A 23320-nucleotide genomic window follows, 5' to 3' on the forward strand; every position below is an offset into this window, starting at 1 on the left:
AAACAGCAAGATCGGCAGTACCACCCACATCTGGCACAATATGAGCGCACAATCTACTTCTTCCACGATCCCCATGCCAGGCGGCACCATGACCGATTCCATCAGTCACGCGGCTATGCTCTCCACCATGCGCAAGCAGCGCATCCAGGATTTCCTGTTCCACAAGGTGACGATGCTGTTCGCCATGTCGGTGCTGGTGGTGCTGGTCGGCATCATCATCTCGCTGATCATGGAGTCGATCCCGGCCTTCCGTACCTTCGGCCTGCATTTCATCGTCTCGGCCGAGTGGGACCCCGTCAATGACCAGTACGGCGCCCTGATCCCCATCATCGGCACCCTGGTGACGTCGATCATCGCGCTGCTGATCGCCTTTCCCGTCAGCTTCGGCATCGCGCTGTTCCTCACGGAAATCTGCCCGGCCTGGCTGCGCCGCCCCCTGGGCACGGCCGTCGAGCTGCTGGCCGGCGTGCCATCGATCATCTACGGCATCTGGGGCCTGTTCGTGTTTGCGCCCCTGTTTGCCGACCACGTCCAGCCTGTGCTGAAAGCCACGCTGGGCAACGTGCCCTTCATCGGCCCCCTGTTCAGCGGTCCCATGATGGGCATCGGCCTGCTGACGGCCGGCCTGGTACTGGCCATCATGATCATCCCCTTCATCGCCTCGGTGATGCGCGATGTGTTCGAGATCGTCCCCGCCGTGCTGAAGGAATCCGCATACGGCCTGGGCTGCACTCGCTGGGAAGTGGTGCGCAAGATCGTCTTGCCTTACACCAAGACCGGCGTCGTCGGCGGCGTCATGCTGGGCCTGGGCCGCGCGCTGGGCGAGACCATGGCCGTGACCTTCGTCATCGGCAACGCGAATAAACTGTCCTGGTCGCTGTTTGCCGCCGGTAACAGCATCACCTCCTTGCTGGCCAACGAATTCGGCGAAGCGCAATCGGCGCTGCACGTATCGTCGCTGTTCTCGCTGGCGCTGATCCTGTTTGTCATCACCTTTATCGTCTTATCCGCCGCCAAGCTGATGCTGGCTGGCATGTCCCGCAAGGAAGGCACGAAATGAGCGAAGTTAGCACCCTGAACGTCCCGGCCAAGCCGGCCATGAACCCGGTCTACCGCAAGCGCCTGCTGATGCACCGCGTCGGCATCGCCCTGTCGGTGGCCGCCATGGCCCTGGGCCTGGCCGTGCTCGTGTGGATTTTGTTCACGCTGGTGATCAAGGGCTTCGGCGCCCTGTCCATCGACCTGTTCACGCAAACGACGCCGGCCCCGGGCAGCGAAGGCGGCGGCCTGATCAATGCCATCGTCGGCAGCGCCATGATGGTGGGCCTGGCGACCCTGGTCAGCACGCCGATCGGCATCTTTGCCGGCATCTACCTGGCCGAGTACGGCGAGGAAAACAGGCTGGCGCAAGTGACGCGCTTCGTGACGGATATCATGCTGTCGGCGCCGTCGATCGTCATCGGCCTGTTCGTGTATGCGCTGTACGTGGCCCACGTCAAGCATTTTTCCGGTTACGCCGGCGCCATCGCGCTGTCGCTGATCGCCGTGCCGGTGGTGGTGCGCACGACGGACAATATGCTGCGCCTGGTGCCGAACAGCCTGCTGGAAGCCGCATTCGCCCTCGGCGCGCCGCGCTGGAAAGTGGCGACCCTGGTGCGCTTGCGCGCCGTCAAGGCCGGCGTCATCACGGGCGTATTGCTGGCCCTGGCCCGCATCGCCGGCGAAACGGCACCGCTGCTGTTCACGGCCCTGAATAACCAGTTCCAGAGCTTTAACATGAACGCGCCGCTGGCCAACTTGCCATCCGTCATCGCCTCGTTCGCCATGAGCCCGTACGACAACTGGCGCTCGCTGGCCTGGGGCGGTGCACTGCTGATCACCTTCAGCGTGCTGGCCTTGAATATCCTGTCGCGCACCGTGTTCAGCCAAAAAGTCCCTAATTAAACAGATACCGAGCGAAGCGAACCCCTATGAATACGCAAATGAATCCTGCCCAAGACCTGGCACCAAAGAAAAAAACCATCGAGATTTCTGGCCTGAACTTTTTTTACGGCAAAACGCAGAGCTTGCATAATGTCAACCTCGACATCCACGAGAAGAAGGTCACCGCCTTCATCGGCCCGTCCGGTTGCGGTAAATCAACCTTGTTGCGCACCCTGAACCGCATGTACGACCTGTATCCGGGCCAGCGCGCGGAAGGCGCCATCATGTACCGCGGCCGCAACGTGCTCGACGCGGACCAGGACGTCAACATGCTGCGCGCCAAGGTCGGCATGGTGTTCCAGAAGCCGACGCCATTCCCCATGTCCGTCTACGACAATATCGCGTTTGGCGTGCGCCTGTATGAAGACCTGTCGAAAGGCGAGATGGACGAGCGCGTGGAATGGGCGCTGAAGAAGGCGGCGCTGTGGGGCGAAGTCAAGGATAAGCTGAGCAAGAGCGGCCTGTCGCTGTCGGGCGGCCAGCAGCAGCGTTTGTGCATCGCGCGCGGTGTGGCCGTGAAGCCGGACGTGCTGCTGCTCGACGAGCCGACCTCGGCGCTGGATCCGATCTCGACCTCGAAGGTGGAAGAGCTGATCAGCGAACTGAAACAGGATTACACGATCGCCATCGTGACGCACAATATGCAGCAGGCGGCGCGCTGCTCCGACTACACGGCGTATATGTATCTGGGCGAACTGGTGGAATTCGGCGAAACGGACCAGATTTTCATGAATCCGGCCCGCAAGGAAACGCAGGATTACATCACGGGCCGCTTCGGCTGATCCGCCCGGCATAACGATATACAAGACTACTGAATACGGAGAGACAGCATGATAGGCGAACATTCATCCAAGCAATACGACAACGAACTCGAGGCGATCCGCTCGAAAGTGCTGTTGATGGGCGGCATCGTTGAAACCCAGTTCCTGGACGCGATGACGTGCTTTCGCATCGGTAACGCCGAGCGCGCCGACCGCGTGATGCGCGAAGACGACGTCGTCAACCAGCTGGAAGTGTCGCTGGACGATGCCTGCAGCCATTTGATCGTGCGCCGCCAGCCGGCCGCCAATGACTTGCGCACCATCATGGCCACCATCAAGGTGATTACCGACCTCGAGCGCGTGGGCGACGAGGCGACCAAAATCGCCCGCGTGGCGAAGAACCTGCACAAGCGCGGCAACGCCGTCGTCAACCATTACGAGATGGTGCGCGGCATCGCCAACACGGCCACCGACATGCTGCACGATGCGCTGGACGCCTTCGCCCGCAACGATGGCAAGCAGGCCTTACAATTAATTGCACAAGATGCCATCATCGACCATGAGTTTCGGTCTATCATGCGCAACTTGATTACCTTTATGATGGAAGACCCGCGCACGATTTCGGCCGCGCTCGATACCCTGTGGGTGGCCAAGGCCATCGAACGGATCGGCGACCATGCGAAAAACATCGCCGAATACGTGATTTACGTGGTTGAAGGCAAGGACATCCGCCACACCAAGGTGGCGGCTCCCGCCATTTCCGAGGAGCTCCCTGAGTAAGCTTTATGGCATCTGATAAAACCACGGTATTGATTGTTGAAGATGAGCCGGCCATCGTTGAACTGGTGACCTATTCGCTGCGCGAATCCGGCTGGAATTGCTGTTCCGTACAAAACGTTGCCGATGCCTGGGAATTCATCCAGCACCGCACGCCGCACCTGATCCTGCTGGACTGGATGCTGCCGGACCAGACGGGTTTGCGCCTGCTGTCGCGCATCCGCGCCGACCGCAATTTCGCCGCCATCCCCGTCATCATGCTCACCGCCAAGAGCATGGAAGAAGACAAGCTGGCCGGCCTGAACAGCGGCGCCGACGATTACGTCACCAAGCCGTTCTCGCCGCGCGAGCTGCTGGCGCGCGCCAAGGCCTTGTTGCGACGCAAGAGTCCGGAACACGCGCAGGCGCCCATGCGCGCCGGCAACGTGGCCCTGGACCCCGTCAGCTGCACCGTCATGATGGATGAACAGAAGATCGATATCGGCCATGCCGAATACAAGCTGCTGAAATTCCTGCTGGCGCACCCGGAGCGCGTGTTTTCGCGCAGCCAGCTGCTCGACAAGGTGTGGGGCGACCATGTGGTGATCGAGGAACGCACGGTCGATGTCCACGTATTGCGCTTGCGCAAAGCCTTGAAAGAGGCGGAAAGCCTGATCAAGACGGTGCGCAGCGTCGGCTACATGTTGTCTGAAAAGTAAAGCTAGCATCTATGAATCCGAAATTGCTGTTCTGGGTACCGGCCGCCCTGCGCATGGTGCTGGCGCTGCTGGGCGTGGCCATCGTCTGGTATCTGTTTGGCGCCACGTATGCGCTGGGCATCGCTTTCGTGCTGATGGCCATGATGGTGTTCGTGCAGCTGTCGTACCTGTTCCAGCTGAGTAACTGGCTGGACAATCCGCAAAGCGCCAAGCTGCCCGACGGCTGGGGCGCCTGGACCAGCATCTTCGCGCGCCTGTACCGCATGCGCCGCGACGACGAGAAAAACCAGGCCGAGCTGACGGAATGGCTGGCGCGCTTCCGCCAGGCCATGCATTTGCTGCCCGATGGCGTCGTCATCATGGATGACGTGCTGTTCCTCGAATGGTGCAACCCGGCCGCCGAGAAACACCTGGGCCTCACGCACGAGCGCGACAAGGGCATGCGCGTGACTAACCTGATCCGCAGCCCCGAGTTCATGGATTACATCATCCTGGGCCGCTACGACCAGCCGCTGACGATCACCTTCCGCAATCGCAAGCTGATCGTGCAGATCATCCCGTTCGAGAACCGCCGCCAGATCCTCGTCACGCACGACGTGACGGAGACGGAACGCATCGAAATGATGCGCCGCGACTTCATCGCCAACGCCTCGCACGAACTGCGCACGCCGCTGACGGTCATCGTGGGCTTCCTGGAAATCGCTTCCGCCGAGCTGGACCTGGACGCCGCCACGCGCGCCGCCCACCTCAAGCTGATGACGGAGCAGGGCCACCGCATGCAGCACCTGATCGAGGACATGCTGACCCTGTCGCGCCTGGAGTCGGTCGACTATCCGCTGCGCCCCGAACCGGTGGACATCAAGAAGCTGATGCAGCAGGTCTTGCGCGACGCCAAGGGCTTATCGGCGGGCAAGCATGACATCAAGATGGAATGCCAGGGTCCCGACGTGCTGGGCAGCTACGACGAACTGTATAGCGCCTTCGGCAATCTGGCGTCGAATGCCGTGCGCTACACGCCGGCCGGCGGCACCATCACCCTGCGCTGGCAGGATGGCCCGGCCGGGCCGCAATTCATCGCGCAGGATACGGGCATCGGCATCAGCCAGGAACATATCTCGCGCCTGACCGAGCGTTTCTACCGCGTCGACAAGAGCCGCTCGCGCGAAACCCAGGGCACGGGCCTGGGCCTGGCCATCGTCAAGCACGTGCTGCTGCGCCACGGCGGTACCCTGGCCATCCAGTCCGTGGCCGACAAGGGCAGCAGCTTCATCGTCAGCATGCCGAAGTCCGTCGTCACGCCGCTGCAGGGCGAATTGCTGATCAAATAAGTTTTGTGCCGGCGGCAGGGCGCCTGAAAGGCTCCCGTCCCGCCGCATTTCATCCGTATCGCCGCCCATGTTCCCGCGCGACTAGTGTAATGTTGGCAAAAGTCGTTACAATCGGGCCATGACTTTAATCAACGCTTCCTTTCGCCATGCAGGTGCGCAGCAGCTGGCCCAGTCGCTGCAGGCCGCGCGCCAGGCCACCCTGTCCCTGTTCGACTGTTACCTGCTCGTCGGGCTGGACGTGGTGGACGGCATGCCGCACCATCCGCAGCTCAATCCCCCGCTGTGGCAACTCGGCCATATCGCCTGGTTTGCCGAATGGTTCATCCTGCGCGAAGCCGCTTCCAGCCATCCGGCCGATGCCATCTACAATTCGCTGCTGACGCGCGGCGACGACTTGTTCGACGCCAATATGCTGGCCCAGCACGCCCGCTGGACGCTGGACTTGCCCAGCCCTGGCGCCATGAAGACGTATTGCCATGAGGTGCTGGACCGCGTGCTCGACAAGCTTTCGCGCGAGGCCAGCGTCGACAGCGCGCTGGCGCCTTACCGGCTGGCGCTGGCGCATGAAGACCTGTGCGGCGAACAATTGCTGGCCGGCTTGCAATGGCTGGGCCTGGCGCCACCGGACAGCCGGGCAAGCGGCCGGGCCCTGCCCACGGGGGCGGGCCAGATAAGCTTTCCTGGCGGTACCATCGAACTGGGCTCGCGGCGCGATGGTGGCTTTGCCTTCGACAATGAATGTCCGCCGTACGCCTGTTACGTGCCGCCGTTCGCCATCGATTCCGTGCCCGTGTCGAACGCCCAGTTTGCGGAATTCGTTGCCGACGGCGGCTACCAGAACCGCCAGTACTGGAGTGCTGCCGGCAGCGCCTGGCTGATGCAGCAGGAACGTTCGTCGCCGCTGTACTGGCGGCGCGACGGCATGCGCTGGCGCACGGTCAGGTTTGGCAAGCCGATGACCTTGCCGGCGCAGGAAGCCGTGCGCCACATCAACCTGTATGAGGCGCAGGCCTATTGCGCCTGGGTGGGCCGCCGCCTGGCGACGGAGGCGGAATGGGAGTATGCTGCGCTGTCCGGCCATCCGCTGTTCCAGTGGGGCCAGGTGTGGGAATGGACGGCGACGCCATTCGAGCCGTATCCGGGCTTCGTGCCCGATGCCTGGCGCGAGTATTCGGCGCCGTACTTCCTGCAGCATCAAGTGCTGCGCGGCGCTTCGTTCGCCACGCCGCCGCGCCTGGTTTCGCCGCGCATGCGCGCCTTCCAGGCCCCGGCGCACGGCGCGGGCTTCACGGGCTTGCGCACCTGCGCCTGGTAGGACCGCAACCATTTCAGGATTTCTTTTGAGTATAGATAACGCCCCGCAATTCATTCCCAAGCGCATCACGCCCACGGCCGAGCAAGTCGCCATCCAGACGGCGCAAAAGAAAGTCGTGCTGATCGATGCGAATGCGGGCGCGGCCAAGACGACCACCCTGGCCCTGCGCCTGGCCGAAGCCTTGCACCGGGGCCGCGCGCCCGAGCGCATGCTGGCCCTGGTGTTTACGGAAGCGGCGCGCGTGGCCCTGCGCCAGCGCCTGCTGGAGGTGGGCGTGCCGCTCGGCGTCGTCAAGCGGCTGACCGTCGACACCTTCGACGCCTTTGCCGCCAAGGTGCTGTTGCAGCTGGAAAACATGCAAGTGGCGTTCATGCGCAGCGATGAAGAGCTGCGCCCCGTGGCCTGGGAAGCGCTGGAAGTGGTTTCCGAGAAATACGCTCACCGTTACCCGCTGGAAATCAACACGACCAACGGGGCCATCGCCGAATTCTTGAAGTTGCAATTGCGCACCAAGGCGCGCCTGGACTTTCAAAATCCCGACTTCGAGAGCAATTCCCTCGATGACAACTTGGAGCTGCTGGGCATGTCGCGCACGCATTATCTGTGGCTGCGCGAATACGAAGGCTTGCGCGGCGCCGACACGGGCGACATCCAGTTCCGCGCCCCGTTCGACGCCACCTACGACCTGGTGCGCATGCTCGACGGCGACGAGCCGCTGCGCCAGCAGTTGCCGGCCTTCCAGATCATCGTGGCCGATGAATTGCACGACTTGAACGAAGCGTCGTTCCGCCTGCTGACCATGTTGATACGCCGTGGCAACGCGTTTTTTTGCGGCGCCGGTGACAAGGATCAAGTCATTTACACCTGGTCGGGCGCCGACCACCGCTTTTTGCGCCAGCGTTTCGAGCAGGAATTTCCCGCCCTGCAGCGCCTGCCGCTGACGGCGTCCTACCGCTACGGCCCGCAGCTGGCGCAGGCCGTGGGCGTGCTGAAGAACAAGGCCAGCGTGTCGGCCCTGTCGCGCGCCACCCACATCGAGCTGTTCGAATATGACCATGCGCAGCCGCAGGCCTGCAGCGCCCAGCTGATCGCCGCGCTCGAACACGCGCATGCGGGCACCACGGCCATCTTGCTGCGCGACCGCGACCAGGCCATCCGCGTGGAAACGGCGCTGTTCCAGAGCGGCATCGCGTATGGCCTGGTGGACATGAACAGCTATCTGCTGAGCCAAGAAGTGCTGATGCTGCGCGGCATGGTCGCCATCGCCCGCAAGGATTTACATGCGATCAAGAGCGGCCCGCGCCGCGGCGAGATACTCGAAGCCCTGGTGGCCTTCGCGGAAATCCCGTTTACGCGCACGGAGTTGCAGCAAGCCAAGGCCGACGTGGCCAACTATCCCGACTTGCTGGAAGGCTTCTTGACGAACCAGCTGGCCAAGTCGCACAACCAGGACAAGGCGGCGCTGACCCTGGCCGCCGTCGACTACCTGCGCGCGCTGCCGCCCGATGCCCTGGCGGGTGACGCGCTGCAGCACATCTTTGGCCGGATGCAGCTGGAACAGACGGCGCGCCGCATCTATGTCGATCCGGCCCAGGCGCGGGTGGTGGCCCGTTCCCTGCACGGCTTCATTGCCGTGTGCCGCGAGGCGGGCGTGGCGCTGGGCGGCTTTGCCGGCTGGCTGGGCGAGATGGAAGAGGCCGTTACCGTGACCAGCGGCAAGGCCAAGCTGGTGATCGCCTGCATCGACCAGATCAAGGGTCTCGAATACCACCACGTGATCTTGCCCTACTTGGCTGTCGATGAATTTCCGCGCAGCAAGACCGACCCGCTGGAAGAGGAAAACCGTTTCTATGTGGCCGCCACGCGGGCGCGCGACAGGCTGACCTTGCTGACGCCGCAAGACCCCGCCTACCAGAGCCGCTACATTGCCGCCCTGCAGCTGAAAAGCAATATTGTTGCGCCCAAGTCATAAATCTTTTGCCATGCGGCTGCTTTTTGTGAAAGACGAAAGCGGGCATACTGGGCTGGTGTGATTGACAGCAATCTAACCAGACAGGAGCAACTATGAAAGTGTTTTTAACGGGCGCAGCAGGTTTCATCGGCAGTTCCATCGCGGCGGGCCTCGTGCGCGCCGGCCATCAGGTCACGGGCCTCGTGCGCAAGCCGGAGCAGGTGGCCGAGCTGGCCACCATCGGCGTGCAAGGCATCGTCGGCACGCTCAATGACCGCGAACTGCTCATCGAGCAGGCGAGGGCGGCCGACGCCGTCATCAATGCGGCCAGCAGCGACCACCGGGGCGCCGTGGAAGCCATGCTCGACGCGCTGGCCGGCACGAACAAGCCGTTCTTGCACACCAGCGGCTCGTCCATCGTGGGCGACGCCTCGGGCGGCGAGGGCACGGAACGGATCTATGAGGAAGACAAGCTGCCGGCGCCGACGGCCGACAAGGCGGCCCGCGTCGCCATCGACGAGCTGGTGCTGGCCAGCGCCGACAAGGGCGTGCGCGCCAGCGTGCTGTGCAATACCCTGATCTACGGTCACGGCGCCTTGCCGCGCGACAGCGTGCAATTGCCCCGCTTATTGAAACAGGCGCGCAAGAGCGGCATCGTGCGCCACGTGGGGCCGGGCCGCAATATCTGGTCGAACGTGCACATCGGCGACGTCGTCAGCCTGTACCTGCTGGCGCTGGACAAGTCGCCCGCCGGCACGTTTTACTTTGTCGAATCGGGCGAGGCGGCCTTCCGCGACATGACGGCGGCCATCGCCGGGGCGCTGGACCTGGGTCCGGCCCAGGACTGGCCGTTGCCGGAAGCGATTGCCGAATGGGGCTACGAGATGGCGTCGTATGGCCTCGGTTCGAACAGCCGCGTGCGCGGCGAGCGGGCGCGCACGTTGCTGGGCTGGCAGCCGCAAGGGCCTTCCGTGCTGGCCTGGATCGAGCACGATATGCTCAACCCGCCGCACGCCATCGCCGTTTGATGCAGCTCAGCAAAACCGCATCTGTGTGCGCTAGCGAACGGTGCTATTGGGCGATCGGGAGTATGATGTCCTTGCTTGGTTGAGACGCACTGCCGTGAAGTTGGCGGCATGTTCGATCTTCCAGCAGGTCAGCCGGTCGCCTCAAGGATCGGCACCAGATTCTCCCGCATGGCATCCGGGCCGGCAGCACGCCCGATACCCTGCGCAGCAGCAGTTCTCCGGCGTTAAATCTTGTATTAACCCCTTGCGGGCCGGCGTTTGCCGGCCTTTTTTTTCGCCACCGCCTGCGTGCCCGCCATTGACCGTTCCCCAGCCGCCATTCGCCGAACAGGCGTTTCCCCGCGCGGCGATTGCGCGTATCTTTACGATCAACCAACACCAAGAGGGGCTCTCGTGAAACCTGAACATGCGTATTGCCGCCGCACCCAGCTCCTGTGGGGGCTGTTGCTCATCGCCCTGGGCGGCGTCATCCTGCTGGACCGGCTCGATGTGATCATACTGCGCGATTATTATTCCTTATGGCATTACTGGCCGCTGCTGCTGCTCGTCTTCGGCTTGAACAAATTGCTGGCACCGGTGTCGGCCAGGCAAATATTAAGTGGCTTGTGGCTGATTTTCTTCGCCGCCTGGTGGTATGTTTCGTATGAGGAACTTTGGGGCTTGAGTTTCTATTCCAGCTGGCCCGCCCTGTTGATCGCCTGGGGCGTGGGGCTGGTGCTGGAACCGCTGTTGAACAAGCATTTTATTGCTTACCGGGAGTCCGAGCATGAAAAATAAACCGCAGCTGCATTCGCCCTCGCAGATCGTGCTGGGCGTGATCGTCATCGGCCTGGGGCTGCTGTTCCTGCTCGACAACCTCGGCTTCATCAATGTGCGCTACACCTTCCGTTTCTGGCCCACGGCCCTGATCGTCTTCGGCTTGCTGAAGCTGTCGCAAAGCCGCAGCGCCAACGGTTACCTGCTGGGCGGCATGCTGGTGCTGCTGGGCGTGGCCTGGAGCCTCAAGCACATGGGCATCTTCTACATGAACTGGGACATGCTGTGGCCCTTGTTGATCATTGCCGTGGGCGTGGCGGTGGTGTCGAAGTCCTTGCCCGGCGCGCAGCAGCGCCAGCGGCGCCGGCGCTTTGCGGCGCGTGGCCCGCAGGCCGCGCCGCCGGACCAGTCCCGCCAGGCCGGGCATGGCCCCGTTTCGCTGGACAAGGGCGGCGAGGCGGCCGGGCCCGATGCCGCGGGCGCGGGCGCGGCCGACGACGACAGCATCATCGAGGTGACGGCCATCCTCGGCGGCTACGTACGGCGCGTGTCGTCCAAGCTTTTCAAGGGGGGCGACATCAATGTCATCATGGCCGGCTGCGAGATCGACTTGCGCCAGGCCTCGATCGAAGGCGAGGCCGTGCTGAACGTGTTTGCCATGTGCGGCGGCATCACCATCAAGATTCCGCCCGACTGGAGCGTGATCCTGCAGGGCACGCCCATCCTGGGCGGTTTCGAGGAAAAGACCATCGTGCCGCCGAACCAGGACAAGCGCCTGTACGTGACGGGCTACGCCATCATGGGCGGCCTGGAAATCCGCAACTAGGCGCGCATGCCGGGGGCCTTGTCGAGGCGGCGCGGCGCCGTCGTGTTATTGCTGGTCTGCCTCGCGCTGGGCCTGGCCCTGGCTTTTGTTTTGGCCAGGGTGGCCCATGCGCCCTGGCTCAATGCCATCCTGCTGGTGGTGCCCGCCACCCTGGTGTATGCGATCGGCACGGGCTTTTCCGCCTTTTACCTGTGCCGCGCCTATCCCTTGCACGCCCGCCATCCGCTGGCGATTGCCGGTGTGATGGCCGTGGCGGCCCTGTTCGCGGGCTTGCTGTGGGCCACCTTGCTGCAGTTTCTCAACAGCGTCAGCCTGCTGCCCGACGTGCACTGGCTGGGCGTGCACCTGGGGCCATCGCTGCTGGCCCTGTTCTTCGGCCTGGGCGTGCTGCTGTATTGCCTGGCCGCCGCCGTGCATTACCTGTTGCTGGAATTCGTGCGCGCCAGGATGGCCGAGCAGCGGGGCCTGGAAGCGCAGCTGATGGCGCAGGAAGCGCAGCTGCGCATGCTGCGCACGCAGATCGATCCACATTTCCTGTTCAACAGCCTGAACTCCATCAGCGCCCTGACGTCCATCAATGCGGCCGGTGCGCGCCAGATGACGGTGCAGCTGGCCAGCTTCTTTCGCCAGAGCCTCAGCATGGAGGCGCACAAGAACATCACGCTGCGCCAGGAACTGGCCCTGATCCGCCACTTCCTGGCTATCGAGCAGGTGCGTTTCGGCGAGCGCCTGCAGGTCGAGGAAACCGTCGCGGACGACGCGCTCGACTGCCTGCTGCCACCCATGCTGATACAGCCGCTGGTGGAAAATGCCGTCAAGCACGGCATTTGCGGCTTGACCCAGGGCGGCCTGATCGCCATCGAGGCCCGGCGCGTGGGCAGCCTGCTGCAGATCGCCGTGCGCAATCCCGTTGACGCGGATCAAGGACTGGCCCGTGGCCAGGGGCTGGGCCTGGAAAATGTGCGCCAGCGCCTGGCCAGCGCCCATGGCCACGAGGCCAGCGTGCACTGGGCCAGGCGCGGCGCGCGCTTCGAGGTGATGATTTCCATGCCGGCGCAGACCGGTCACGTGGAGGAATGAGTATGCAGGCAAGAATGCGGGTCGCCATCGTCGACGATGAAGCGCTGGCGCGCAGCGTGCTGCGCGAATACCTGGCGCGCCATGACGATATCGACATCGTGGCCGAATGCGCGAACGGCTTCGACGCCGTCAAGGCCATCGCGGAACTGGAACCGGAACTGGTGTTCCTCGACATCCAGATGCCGCGCCTGGACGGTTTTGAAGTGGCCGAGCTGATCGGCGCGAAGACAAGGTTGATCTTTGTCACGGCCTACGACCAGTACGCCTTGAAGGCGTTCGAATGCCATGCGCTCGATTATCTGCTGAAACCGTTCAGCGAACAGCGCTTCGAGCAGGCGCTGGCCCATGCGCGCGCCAACCGCAGCGCGCCCGCGCAGTTGACTGCTGTGCAAACGCTGGCGCGCGAGGCGGCCACGCGCGCCGCGCCCCTGGACCGCGTGCTGATACGCGACGGCGCCAAGGTCCACGTGATCGCCTGCGCGCGCATCGACTATGTCGAGGCGCAGGACGATTACATCAGCATCCGTTCCGAGGGCAAGTCCTACCTGAAAAGCCAGACCTTGGCGGAACTGGAAAGCCAGCTCGACCCCGCCAAGTTCCTGCGCGTGCACCGCTCGTATCTGCTCAATATCGACGGCATCCGCCGCATCGAGGCGGCGACGAAAGACAGCCACGTGGCCATCTTGCGCGATGACACGAGGATACCCGTGAGCAAGGCGGGCTACCAGAAGCTGAAGTTACTGGTTGGCTAGCTGCACATCCCACCACGTGGGCAGGAGCTGGCGGATTTCCGGGCGCGAAAAACGGTCGTCGATCAGATAGACGACGCCCTTGTCCGACTGGGTACGGATGACCCTGCCCGCCGCCTGCACCACCTTTTGCATGCCCGGATATAAATACGTGTAGTCGTAGCCGGAACCGAAGAGTTCGCCCATGCGCTGGCGGATCTGCTCGTTGACGGGATTGATCTGCGGCAAACCGAGGGTGGCGATGAAGGCGCCGATCAGGCGGGCACCGGGCAAGTCGATGCCTTCGCCAAAGGCGCCACCGAGCACGGCAAAGCCGATGCCGCGCGTGTCCAGGCCGAAACGGCCCAAAAATTGCGCGCGCGCCGCGTCGTCCATACGGCGCGGCTGCTGCCAGAGGGGCACGTCCGGATAGTGCTGGGCGAACAGATGGGCCGTCTTTTCCATGTAATCGAAGCTGCTGAAGAAGGCCAGGTAGTTGCCCGGCGTTTCCGCGTATTGCTTCGCCATCAGTTGCGCGATGGGCAGCAGCGAAGCGGCGCGGTGCTGGTAGCGCGTGGAAATGCCGTCGGCCACGCGCACCGACAGTTGTTCCGCCTGGAATGGCGATTCCACGTCGACCCAGGCCGTGTCGGCCGGCATGCCCAGCGTGTCGCTGTAGTAATTCCACGGACTCAGGGTGGCGGAAAACAGGGCCGTGCTGTGGCTGGCCGCGAAGCGTTCCTTGAGAAACGGCGCCGGCACGATGTTGCGGATGCAGACGGTGGAGCCCGTGTCCGTTTTGCTGACGTCGAACAGCGAATGCGCGCCAAAGCTTTCCGCCAGGCGGTTGATCAGCAGCACGTCGAAATAAAAGCGCTGCAAGTCTTCGTCCAGCGCGGCGGCGTGCTCGGCCATGTAGTCGCCGATGGCCGTCGCCACGCCTTGCAGGGCGCCAAAGAACTTGTCGGGCAAGGCCGCATGCACGTGGTAGTCGCCAACCTGCTCTTTTAGTAATGCTGTCCACTGGCGCGACAGGCGGTCCAGCGGTTTCTTCAACGCTTCGGGGGCGAACTTGCGCAGCATTTTCAGGTCGATCTGCGCCAGCTCGGCCGAATACATGCTGCGCGCGCGCGACACCATATTGTGCGCTTCGTCGACCAGCACGTTGACTTTCCAGTCGTGGGCCAGGGTCATGCCGTACAGCATGGCGCTGAGGTCGAAATAATAATTGTAGTCGCCGATGACGACGTCGCTCCAGCGCGCCAGTTCCATGCCCAGGTAATATGGGCAAATACCCTGCTGCAAGGCGATGGCACGCACGGCTTCCTTGTCCAATATCAAGCCGCTGGCCAGCGCCACTGCGCGCGCCAGCGGCAAACGGTCGTAGAATCCCTTGGCCAGCGGACACGATTCGCCATGGCAGGCTTTGTCGGGATGCTCGCAGGCGCTGCTCTTGGCGCTCAGTTCGAGCACGCGCAGCGGCAGCAGCGGCGCGCTGTTTTTCAGGATGGCGCAGGCGTCGAGCGCCATCTGCCGGCCCGGCACCTTGGCGGCCAGGAAAAACAGTTTGTCGAGGCCATGCGCGGCCGTGGCTTTCAACATGGGAAACAGGCTGCCCACCGTCTTGCCGATGCCGGTCGGCGCCTGCGCCAGCAAGCCGCAGCCGCGGCTGCTGGCCTTGTACATGGCCTCGGCCAGCTGGCGCTGGCCCGGGCGGAAGTTGGCATGGGGAAAGGCCATGGCCGTGAGCTGCGCGTCGCGGCTGGCGCGGTGCGCCATTTCCTGTTCGGCCCAGTCGAGGAACAGGGCGCAATGCTGCTCGAAGAACAGACGCAGCGCCTCGGCCGTGCATTCCTCGTGCATCAGCGTTTCCTTCTGGCTCACGATGTCGAAATACACGAGCGCCACGCGCAGCATGGGCAAGTTCAGTTGCTGGCACAGCAAATGGCCGTAGATGCGCGCCTGCGCCCAGTGCAGCTGGCGGTGGTTGGCGGGCATGGCGTCCAGGTCGCCCCGGTAGGTCTTGATTTCTTCCAGCTGGCGGCGTGCCGGGTCGTAGCCGTCGGCGCGCCCGCGCACATGCAGGGAGCCGAAGTCGCCGCACAGGCTGATTTCGCGCTGGTAATCGTCGTCGCGCCGGCCCGTGACAGTGGCGTGGCCGGCCATGCCTTCCTGCGCCGTGGGCGAGGGGGTAAAACGCAAGTCCAGGTCGCCCACCTTGGCGGTGAACTCGCACAGGGCGCGCACGGCGATCGTGTATTTCATGCGCCCTCCCATTGCAGGTAGCACACGCTGACGGGCATGGTGTGCTGGGCGCAATAGGCGATCCAGCGCAGCTGGTTGTCTTGCAGGCGGTCGCCCGGACCCTTGACTTCGATCATGCGGTAGCGCCGTTCCGCCGGCCAGAACTGGATCAGATCAGGCAAGCCGCTGCGGTTGCTTTTGATATCGAGCAAGATGCGTTCGAATGCGCGTCGCAGGTGGGCGGCCGGCATGCAGGCCAGCGCCAGGTCCAGCAAGCCGTCGCCCAGCACATCCCAGCTGACAAACGGCGAGACGATGCCGTGCTTGGCGGCCAGCGTGGCGCGGATGGCGGCGTGGTAGCTGCCGTCGTCCAGCCGCGCCAGACAGGCGGCGAAGTCCTTGCTGCGGCGCAAATGAAAATCCGCGCTGTGCAGGTCAGCCGGGCCACGGTGGAACGGGTGGAAGAAGGCGCCCGGTATGGCCTTGAAGATGGCGGGCCAGCACAGCAGGCCAAACAGCGAGTTGATCAGGGTGTTTTCCACGTAGTACACGGGCGCGTCGTCCTGCATCAGATGCTGCTGCACCACGCCTTCCACGTAGCATGCTTCGCCGGGATATGGCAGCCGCAGGTCGATGCGCTCGACGCTGGCGGGGGCGCTGGGCGCCTGTTTTGCATGGCCCAGCTTGCGCCGCAAGCGCGGGGCCATGCGCAGCAGCAATTGCTGTTCCGCCTCGCTTTCCGGCGCGGCCAGGGCGAGCGTCAGCCGGTCGTAGGCCGCCTGCGGCTGCTCGTCTTTCTCCAGCACGCGGATGGCGCGGCCCCGGGCGCCCGGATAGCGGCAATCGGCATAGGCGCGGTAGGCGGCCGGCCAGTCCTGGCATTTTTCCAGGTGCTGGGCGATCTGGAAGCGCAGCTTGTCGCGCCGGCCAGCCAGCCAGGTATTGTCCTGGGACAAGGGGAGCGCGGCCAGTTCCTGCAGCACCTCGTCGGCCGGCGCGCTGTCGTTGTAGCGTTCGCGGCACTGGTGCAGCACTGCATAGTGCTCGACATCCTGGCGCGTGCGAAAACCGCGCGAGGCGGGCGAGAATTCCACTTTTTCATACTGGTACACACCGAGGTCGGACAGCACGAATTCCGACCAGTCCTGGTGATAGTTGCCAAAATAAATCAGGCGCAATCGGTCGCACAGGGCCTGGTTGGCGATGCGGTACAGCACGTCGCCGGAGGCAGGGTGCCAGGCGGAGAACGGTCTGTTTTCCGTATGCTGCTCGCGCAAGGCATGCAATTGCTCGGCCTTGCGCGCCGCCTTCAGGGGGGCGGCGAGGTCGAATGCCTGGGCGATTTCCGCTTTCAGCAGTTGCTCGAACAGCTCGTCGAGCGCAATGACGGGATCGGCTTCCACCCATGCCAGGGCCAGCAAGGGCAGGGCGGCCGCGCGCGTGTCGCCGATTTCCGGATAATTGAGCTTGCTGGCGCGAAACAGACAGCCCTTGCGCATGACGAGGCGCACGAACAGCGCGCGCGAGGCCTGCGGCAGGGCGCCGAAGTCGGCGATGAAGCGCGTTTCCTCAAGACTCAGCAGATCGGCGTAACGCGCGGCTATCCAGCTCAGCACGTCCTGGAAATTATCCAGATAGTACAGGGGATTTTCCAGGACTCTCAGCATGGGAATATCAATAGGGCAAATTGCAAGGTGATGGCTTTTACTGTGTTTATATACAGTTTAAACCTTCCGCCGCCGCTTGCCCAGCGGTTTTATCTTCCGCCAGCCGTGCTGTAGGCAAAACAGCTGTCGAACTTTTCGTAAGGAATGCATTCCGCGCGCAGCCTGGCCAGTTCCATATCGGTCAGCAAGCCCCGGTGCGCTTGCTTGCGTCCTTTCGGCAGCACCACCTCGTAATCGACGATATCCCTGGCCAGCAGCGTGTGCAGTATCTGCGCCTGTTCCGGCGGCAGGTAGCGCGCATGGGTGAGCAGGGTTTTTTCCAGCTGTTCCCTGAATTCCTCGTCGCTGACCTCGTTGTAGGTATCCTGGTCGGCCATGCTATTCAATAACATGTGAAACAGGAAGTCCTGCAGGTTCTTCGCCAGGTACTGGGCTGCATCCTGGTCGTGCCACAGCAGCACGACGGGCATCTCGCCGTTCTGTTCGCCTGACGCGAAAAAGCAGTAGTGGTCGCCCGCGCCCGTTTGCGCGAACGGGATGAAGCGGAGGGCGGGATCGACCTGCCGGTAATCGTCCGCATCGTGCAGCGCCGCCAGTTCGTCGGCAACGGCCTTGATATTGAGCAATTCGAAATCATCGGCATGCAGCAGCAGGGTGGGTTGATCCTTCAATGTGGGATAGACCAGCTTGTACCAGTCGGTACCGTATTCGCCCACGTCCAGCATGCCGTCGCGCTCCAGCTGCCGGTACAGCGCGGGATAGGCGAAACCGTGTTGCCGTTCAATTTCTGACAGTGTCATGTGTGTCCTGTTCAACGTGATTCATGCGGGCATGATAGCCGAGGCGATGGCGCGTCCGGCAGCAATGATGGCGGTAATTAATAAACATTTCAGTTTACTTATCTGGCATGAGCACGTAGTCTTGCCAGACACTATCGATCGAGTTCGCATGAAAAACATCATCCTGATTTCCGCCGCCTGCCTGCTGGCGCTGCTGTCGACCATCGGCGCCTCGCTGCCTTACCCGATTTTGCCGCCCCTGTTCGCGGCCGAGGCGCCGAACGCCTTCAACAATTTCCTCGGCTTGCCGTCAAAATTGCTGTTCGGCCTGGCGCTGACCATCAACCCGCTGGGCTTGCTGATCGGCTCGGCCCTGCTGGGGCCCTTGTCCGACCGCTACGGCCGCCGCCCCTTGCTGATGCGCACGGCCGTGGGCGCCGCCATCGGCCACGCCATCACGGCCTGGGCGCTGGTGATCCAGTCGTATCCGCTGTTCATCGTCGCCCGTTTCATCACCGGTTTGCTGGAAGGAAATGGCGCCGTGGCGCGCGCCATGCTGGCCGACCAGCTGACGGGGCCGCTGCGCCTGCGCGCCATGTCCTGGCTGAACGGGGCGTTTTACCTGGGCTGGCTGGTGGGACCTATCCTGGCGGGCGCGACCCTGGGCTGGGGCGTGACGGTGCCGTTCTGGATTGCCGCCGCCGCCCTGATGCTCGTCGCCGTGCTGGTGGCCGTCGGCTTGCCGCGCGAAACGCCTTCGCTCTTGACGACGTCGTGGTGGCAGGTGGCGCGCGACCGCCATTCGCTGAACCTGCTGCGCCACGAGGAGCTGCGCACCCTGTTCATCGTGCAGCTGGCGCTGACCTGCGGCGTGGCCAGCTTCTATGAGTTCTATCCGCTGTGGCTGGTCGAGACGGCCAACTACGATGCGCAAGCGATCGCCTGGGTGAACGTGGGGCTGTGCGGCACGATGACGGTCACATCCCTGCTGGCGGGCGGTCCCAGCCGCCATGCGCCGCTGCTGCGCGCCAGCTGGTATGCCTGCGGCGTGGCCTTGGCCGTCGGGATTTTGGCGCTGGGTAATATCTGGGTGGGCATCGCCGCCATTGTGCTGTTCGGCATCCCGAACGCGCTGTACAACACGGTGATACAGGGCTGGTGCGCCGAGCGCTTCAGCGCGCACGGCCAGGGTGCCGTGATGGGCTTGCTGGCCACCACCTTTTGCATCGCCAACATTGTCGTGGCCTTGAGCGGCTCCGTGCTGACCCTGATCGATACGCGGCTGATCCTGATAGCGGGCGCCATGTCGGCCGCCTGGGCCGCCTGGCGCATGGCGGCCTGGCGCCGCCAGCTGGCCGGCGCCGTTGATGCGAAGGCCGTCGCATGAGCGCGGGCACGTCCGGGCAGACGCTGTTCCTGCTGAAGATGCGGGGGCCGCAGACGGCGCAGCAACTGGCCGCCTTGCTCGATATCACCTCCATGGGCGCGCGGCGCCAGCTCGAGGCGGCGCACGACAAGGGCCTGGTGGCCTTCGAGGACGTGGCCGACAAGGTGGGACGCCCGTCGCGGCGCTGGGCGCTGACGCGGGAGGGACATGCGCGCTTTCCCGACCGCCATGCCGACCTGACCCTGGAATTGATCGCGCAAGTGAGCACCCTGTTCGGCGAGGAGGGACTGCATCAACTGATCGGCGCGCGCGAGCGCGGCAGCGAGGCGGCCTATGGCAAGCTGGTCGATCCCCGGCTTGCGCTGGCGCAAAGAGTGGACAGCCTGGCGCGGGCGCGCGATGGCGAGGGCTACATGGCCCATGCGGAGCCGCAGGACGATGGCAGTGTCTTGCTGGTGGAAAACCATTGCCCGATCTGTGCGGCCGCCACGGCCTGCCAGAATTTCTGCCGCTCGGAGCTGGCCATCTTTCAGCGGGTATTGGGGGACGATTGCACGGTGGCGCGCAGCGAGCATCTGCTGGAGGGGGGAAGGCGCTGCGTGTACCGGATCGTGCCGGTGGATGCGTCGTCGGCCGGGCTGTAGGCCGGCTTAGCGCTGCGCGCGTAACCCGACATCACCATTGGCGCCAACAATGCATCCGATTAGCGCGGCGTTGCCGCGCTAATCGGACCTGCATCTTATTTCTTGGCCGCTTTCGGCTTGGCCGCAGGTGCCGCCTTTTCAGCCGCAGCCTGTGCGCCGGCCGTGGCTTTTTCCGTGGCCTGCGCTACTTGCGCGCTGGCCTTGGCGATCTGCTCTTCCACGGTCTTTACCGCCTGCTGCGTGGCCTTGGTCACTTGTTCGTAGCCGAGGAAGGCGTTGTCGATGGCGGCCTTGACGATGGCCACGGCGTTTTCCGAGCCCGGCGGCACGTTTTTCGTGACGTCGTAGATCAGCGCGCTTAAATTGCTTTTCGCCTCGGCCACGTGGGCTTCGGCGGCCGTCGTGAAATCCGTGTGGATTTCCTTGATGATGTCGTCGAGCTGCTGCTTGTAGGCCTTGGCGCCGGCCACGCCCGGTTGCAGCTGGGCGGCGGCGGCGGCCATGGCGGCCTTCGGATCCTTGGCCTGGCTGATTTCCTTGCTGGCGGCAATGCCATCCTCGATGCCGGACTTGGCGGTGGCCATGTTCAGCGCCAGCACTTGCTCCACGCCTTGCACGGCCTTGGTGGTGAGGGTGTTGAAGGTCATCAGCTGGAATTCGAACAGGGCCTTGGTGGCCGATGCGAATTGTTCGGGATTGGTAAACATGTGGTCTCCTCGGTTTGAATAGATACGTTCTTATCGTTCCATACTCTTTCGACGCCGCATTGCCATCGCTTGCAGTCAAGCCGGTTGCCCCGTGTTGTTATGACCCCATTATTTAGCAAGCGCCGGTTTTTCGCAACGGCTATCTTTGTACGGGCCCGAGGCCAGTTCCCAGCCAAATCCCAGCGTCGATTGCGCGCATGACAGGGTGCCGTCGACCTTGCTGCGCCACAGGTACCAGGGGGCGGGGCCGGCCGCTGCGGCGGCGCAGGCGGCCAGCAGGCCGGCGGCGATCAGGTGTTTCATGGTGATGTGATCCGAAAAGTAAGGCCAGTGCGCATTGTAGCGCCATGCCCGTCAGGGGGCGTCCGGCGTCGTCGAGCGGGGCGCCACGGCAGGCAGCTGCACGGTGAACGTGGTGCCCTGCGGGCTGCTGGTGGCGTCGATATGCCCGCCCAGCACGCCCGTGACGATGTTGTGCGCCACGTGCAGTCCCAGGCCCGAGCCGCCCGAACCGAGCTTGGTGGTGAAGAAGGGGTCGTAGATATGCGTGAGGTCGTCGGCGGAGATGCCCACGCCCGTGTCGGCCACGGACACGGTGATGCCCTGGCCGTCGTCGCTGGCGCGCGCGGCGACGGTGATGCTGCCGCCGCTGCGCCCGTCGAAGGCATGGCGCAGGCAGTTTTCCACCAGGTTGCCGAGCACCTGGCCCAGCGGGCCGGGGTAGCTGTCCATGGCCAGGCCGTCCGGCACGTCCTGCGTCAGGCTGACGCCGGCGGCCTTCAATGGCGTCGACATCGGCAGCATCAGTTCGCCCACGAACTGGCGCAGCAGGAAGCTGCGGCGCTGCGAGCTGGCGCGGTCGACGGCGATCTGCTTGAAGCTCGATACCAGGTCGGCGGCCCGCTGCAGATTGCGCAGCATGATGGCGTCCGCCTCGCCCGCCTGGCTCAGGTAGCTTTCCAGTTCCGAGCGGCGCAGGCCGTCGAGGAAGCTGGCCTGGATCTCGCGCGTGCGCTCGGCCATGGTGGTGGCCACCACCAGGCCGTTGCCGATCGGCGTATTGAGTTCGTGCGCGATGCCGGCCACCAGCGCGCCGAGCGCGGCCAGCTTGTCGCGCCGCACCAGTTCTTCCTGCGTGATGGACAGGTTTTCCAGCGCGGCGGCCAGTTCGCGGTTGGCTTGTTCCGATTGCTCCTTGGCCAGGGTCAGGGCCGCCGTGCGCTCGGCCACCAGTTCTTCCAGGTGGGCGCGGTGGCGCTGCAACTCGCGCTCGTGGCGCATGCGGCCGATGGCGATGCCGGCCAGGTCGGTGGCCGAGTCGATCAGGGCCAGGTCTTGCGCATCGGGGCTGCGCACGTCGCGGTAATACATGGCAAACGAGCCGAGCACGGTGCCGTCCTGGCCGAAGATGGGGCGCGACCAGCAGGCGCGCAGGCCGAACGGCGCGGCCAGTTCGCGGTAGGGTGCCCACAGCGGGTCGTGCATGATGTCGCTGACGATCACCTGCTCGCGGCGGAACATGGCGGTGCCGCAGGAACCCACGCCGGGGCCGATCTCCACGCCTTCGAGCAGGGCCATGTAGTCGGGCGGCAGGCTGGGGCCGGCCGCGCTGTGCATGTGGCGCCCGTCGTCGTCGAGCAGCATGATGGAACAATACACGCCGCGCGACTGGCCCTCGATCAGCAGCAGCAGCTGGTTCAGCGTGGGGATCAGCGGCGCGCCCTTGGCCACCATTTCCAGCAAGGTGCGCTGGCCCGAACGCATGGCTTCGGCGAGGTTGCGTTCAGTCAAGTCGATGATGCGCGCATGCACGAGCTGGCGGCCCGGCACGGACAGGCGCATCAAACGGATTTCGCATTCGATGGGGTGGCCGTCGCGGTGGCAGCAGGTGGCGCGGAAGACGACGATCTTGCCCTGCAAGGTATCGCGTATCTTTTCTTCCAGCAACTGGGGCGAAGACAGGCCATCGTCCTGTTTCCTGGGAAACAGCGGTTCCATGCCGCCCTGCAGCAATTGGGGCAGGGGCAGGCCGAACAGCTCTTCGGCCAGGTGGTTGGCGTCGATCAGCAGGCTGTTGTCGATGTCGAACAGCAGCACGGCGTCGGGCGAGCCGGCCAGGATCGAGTGGTAATTGACTTCCAGCGTCTGCGGATGCAGCGGGCGCGGCGGCGCGGCCGGATGGGACGCCGGGGCCTCCGCCTTGTGCAGCGCCAGTTCCATGAGGATTTTTTCCGCCACGTCGCGCGCATTGAACGGCATCTTGATGTAGTCGGAGGCGCCGGCGCCCACACTGCGGCCTTGTTCCTCGGCGCTGGGGGTGGACGACATCAGCAGCAGGGGCACGCCGTGGCGCCCGCCCGCATTGCGCAGGCGCATGCAGGTGGCGCCGATGTTCGTGCCGGCCAGGGCCGTGTCGAGCAGGATCAGGTCCGTGCCGCCGGCCGCCAGTTCCACGCCTTCATCGATATCGCCGGCCAGGCCCGTGCCTAGGTTATGCCGGTCCAGCACATACAGCAGTTCGCGCACATCGTTCGGCGAACTGCTGACCAGCAGCACCTTGGCCCGGTCGGCGATGGAGGATATCAACTGATTCATGGTGTCGCGTCCCTTGCGCGTATCGTGAAGCTAGTATTACATCAAGGCAAGAAGGAGTAAACGATA

Annotated in this window: 21 protein-coding genes; 15 read left to right on the top strand and 6 right to left on the bottom strand. The window is 64.0% G+C overall.

What is annotated here, in order from left to right; genetic code table 11:
- Nucleotides 1-88: 88 nt before the first annotated feature.
- The 13 genes from pstC (at nucleotide 89) to AC3RCJ_RS11220 (ending at nucleotide 13255) form a co-directional block, all read left to right on the top strand.
- The gene (pstC, locus tag AC3RCJ_RS11160) at nucleotides 89-1060 is read left to right on the top strand and encodes a phosphate ABC transporter permease subunit PstC (protein WP_492964007.1); all 972 of its coding nucleotides are present in this window, start codon (nucleotides 89-91) and stop codon (nucleotides 1058-1060) included.
- Nucleotides 1057-1944 (top strand): phosphate ABC transporter permease PstA, encoded by an 888-nt coding sequence (pstA, locus tag AC3RCJ_RS11165; RefSeq protein WP_492964008.1) that lies wholly within the window; start codon nucleotides 1057-1059, stop codon nucleotides 1942-1944. The genes pstC and pstA overlap by 4 nt, the downstream gene beginning before the upstream one ends.
- Before the next feature lie 38 nt (nucleotides 1945-1982).
- A complete protein-coding gene (gene pstB / locus AC3RCJ_RS11170; RefSeq protein WP_492964009.1) occupies nucleotides 1983-2765 on the top strand; it encodes a phosphate ABC transporter ATP-binding protein PstB in 783 nt (260 codons plus the stop codon).
- Between the two features lie 48 nt (nucleotides 2766-2813).
- A complete protein-coding gene (gene phoU, locus AC3RCJ_RS11175; RefSeq protein ID WP_086138284.1) occupies nucleotides 2814-3524 on the top strand; it encodes a phosphate signaling complex protein PhoU in 711 nt (236 codons plus the stop codon).
- Between the two features lie 5 nt (nucleotides 3525-3529).
- Nucleotides 3530-4219: a response regulator gene (locus AC3RCJ_RS11180; protein WP_034755074.1), complete on the top strand. Its 690-nt coding sequence runs from the start codon at nucleotides 3530-3532 to the stop codon at nucleotides 4217-4219.
- An 11-nt stretch (nucleotides 4220-4230) separates the two neighbouring features.
- Nucleotides 4231-5547 carry a phosphate regulon sensor histidine kinase PhoR gene (phoR, locus tag AC3RCJ_RS11185; protein WP_492964010.1) on the top strand — a complete coding sequence of 439 codons (1317 nt, stop codon included), beginning with the start codon at nucleotides 4231-4233 and terminating at the stop codon, nucleotides 5545-5547.
- A 118-nt stretch (nucleotides 5548-5665) separates the two neighbouring features.
- Nucleotides 5666-6862: a selenoneine synthase SenA gene (gene senA / locus AC3RCJ_RS11190; RefSeq protein ID WP_492964011.1), complete on the top strand. Its 1197-nt coding sequence runs from the start codon at nucleotides 5666-5668 to the stop codon at nucleotides 6860-6862.
- A gap of 25 nt (nucleotides 6863-6887) precedes the next feature.
- Nucleotides 6888-8834, top strand: coding sequence for a UvrD-helicase domain-containing protein (locus AC3RCJ_RS11195; protein WP_492964012.1), 1947 nt, complete (start codon nucleotides 6888-6890; stop codon nucleotides 8832-8834).
- A 92-nt stretch (nucleotides 8835-8926) separates the two neighbouring features.
- Nucleotides 8927-9841 carry an NAD-dependent epimerase/dehydratase family protein gene (locus AC3RCJ_RS11200; protein WP_492964013.1) on the top strand — a complete coding sequence of 305 codons (915 nt, stop codon included), beginning with the start codon at nucleotides 8927-8929 and terminating at the stop codon, nucleotides 9839-9841.
- A gap of 393 nt (nucleotides 9842-10234) precedes the next feature.
- The gene (locus AC3RCJ_RS11205) at nucleotides 10235-10618 is read left to right on the top strand and encodes a LiaF transmembrane domain-containing protein (RefSeq protein ID WP_492964014.1); all 384 of its coding nucleotides are present in this window, start codon (nucleotides 10235-10237) and stop codon (nucleotides 10616-10618) included.
- Nucleotides 10608-11423, top strand: coding sequence for a LiaI-LiaF-like domain-containing protein (locus tag AC3RCJ_RS11210; protein WP_492964015.1), 816 nt, complete (start codon nucleotides 10608-10610; stop codon nucleotides 11421-11423). The genes AC3RCJ_RS11205 and AC3RCJ_RS11210 overlap by 11 nt, the downstream gene beginning before the upstream one ends.
- Nucleotides 11424-11429: 6 nt before the next feature.
- Nucleotides 11430-12503, top strand: a complete 1074-nt coding sequence (locus tag AC3RCJ_RS11215) for a sensor histidine kinase (protein ID WP_492964016.1) — start codon at nucleotides 11430-11432, stop codon at nucleotides 12501-12503.
- A 14-nt stretch (nucleotides 12504-12517) separates the two neighbouring features.
- Entirely contained in the window at nucleotides 12518-13255 is a 738-nt protein-coding gene (locus AC3RCJ_RS11220) for a LytR/AlgR family response regulator transcription factor (protein ID WP_492964027.1), read from the top strand.
- Here the strand turns inward: AC3RCJ_RS11220 and AC3RCJ_RS11225 are convergent.
- The 3 genes from AC3RCJ_RS11225 to AC3RCJ_RS11235 all read right to left on the bottom strand — a co-directional run bounded on the left by AC3RCJ_RS11225 (nucleotide 13241) and on the right by AC3RCJ_RS11235 (nucleotide 17942).
- Nucleotides 13241-15496 carry an ATP-dependent DNA helicase gene (locus AC3RCJ_RS11225; protein ID WP_492964017.1) on the bottom strand — a complete coding sequence of 752 codons (2256 nt, stop codon included), beginning with the start codon at nucleotides 15494-15496 and terminating at the stop codon, nucleotides 13241-13243. The two genes, AC3RCJ_RS11220 and AC3RCJ_RS11225, sit on opposite strands and share 15 nt — an antisense overlap.
- Nucleotides 15493-17142 carry a VRR-NUC domain-containing protein gene (locus tag AC3RCJ_RS11230; protein WP_492964018.1) on the bottom strand — a complete coding sequence of 550 codons (1650 nt, stop codon included), beginning with the start codon at nucleotides 17140-17142 and terminating at the stop codon, nucleotides 15493-15495. Before AC3RCJ_RS11230 ends, AC3RCJ_RS11225 begins: the two co-directional genes overlap by 4 nt.
- A gap of 89 nt (nucleotides 17143-17231) precedes the next feature.
- Nucleotides 17232-17942, bottom strand: coding sequence for an SMI1/KNR4 family protein (locus AC3RCJ_RS11235; protein ID WP_492964019.1), 711 nt, complete (start codon nucleotides 17940-17942; stop codon nucleotides 17232-17234).
- A gap of 148 nt (nucleotides 17943-18090) precedes the next feature.
- Between AC3RCJ_RS11235 and AC3RCJ_RS11240 the strand changes: the two genes are divergently transcribed.
- Together AC3RCJ_RS11240 and AC3RCJ_RS11245 are read left to right on the top strand one after the other, a co-directional pair.
- Nucleotides 18091-19308 (top strand): MFS transporter, encoded by a 1218-nt coding sequence (locus AC3RCJ_RS11240; RefSeq protein ID WP_492964020.1) that lies wholly within the window; start codon nucleotides 18091-18093, stop codon nucleotides 19306-19308.
- Entirely contained in the window at nucleotides 19305-19952 is a 648-nt protein-coding gene (locus AC3RCJ_RS11245; RefSeq protein WP_492964021.1) for a helix-turn-helix transcriptional regulator, read from the top strand. The genes AC3RCJ_RS11240 and AC3RCJ_RS11245 overlap by 4 nt, the downstream gene beginning before the upstream one ends.
- A 95-nt stretch (nucleotides 19953-20047) precedes the next feature.
- Here the strand turns inward: AC3RCJ_RS11245 and phaP are convergent, their stop codons facing one another.
- From phaP to AC3RCJ_RS11260, 3 genes are all read right to left on the bottom strand, one after another.
- Complete coding sequence (phaP, locus tag AC3RCJ_RS11250; RefSeq protein ID WP_492964022.1) at nucleotides 20048-20659, bottom strand: TIGR01841 family phasin; 612 nt, start codon at nucleotides 20657-20659, stop codon at nucleotides 20048-20050.
- Between the two features lie 108 nt (nucleotides 20660-20767).
- Nucleotides 20768-20962 (bottom strand): hypothetical protein, encoded by a 195-nt coding sequence (locus tag AC3RCJ_RS11255; RefSeq protein ID WP_492964023.1) that lies wholly within the window; start codon nucleotides 20960-20962, stop codon nucleotides 20768-20770.
- A gap of 51 nt (nucleotides 20963-21013) precedes the next feature.
- Nucleotides 21014-23254, bottom strand: a complete 2241-nt coding sequence (locus AC3RCJ_RS11260; protein WP_492964024.1) for an ATP-binding protein — start codon at nucleotides 23252-23254, stop codon at nucleotides 21014-21016.
- Nucleotides 23255-23320: the final 66 nt, after the last annotated feature.

The sequence above is a fragment of the Janthinobacterium sp. GW822-FHT07H11 genome, from assembly GCF_058798615.1.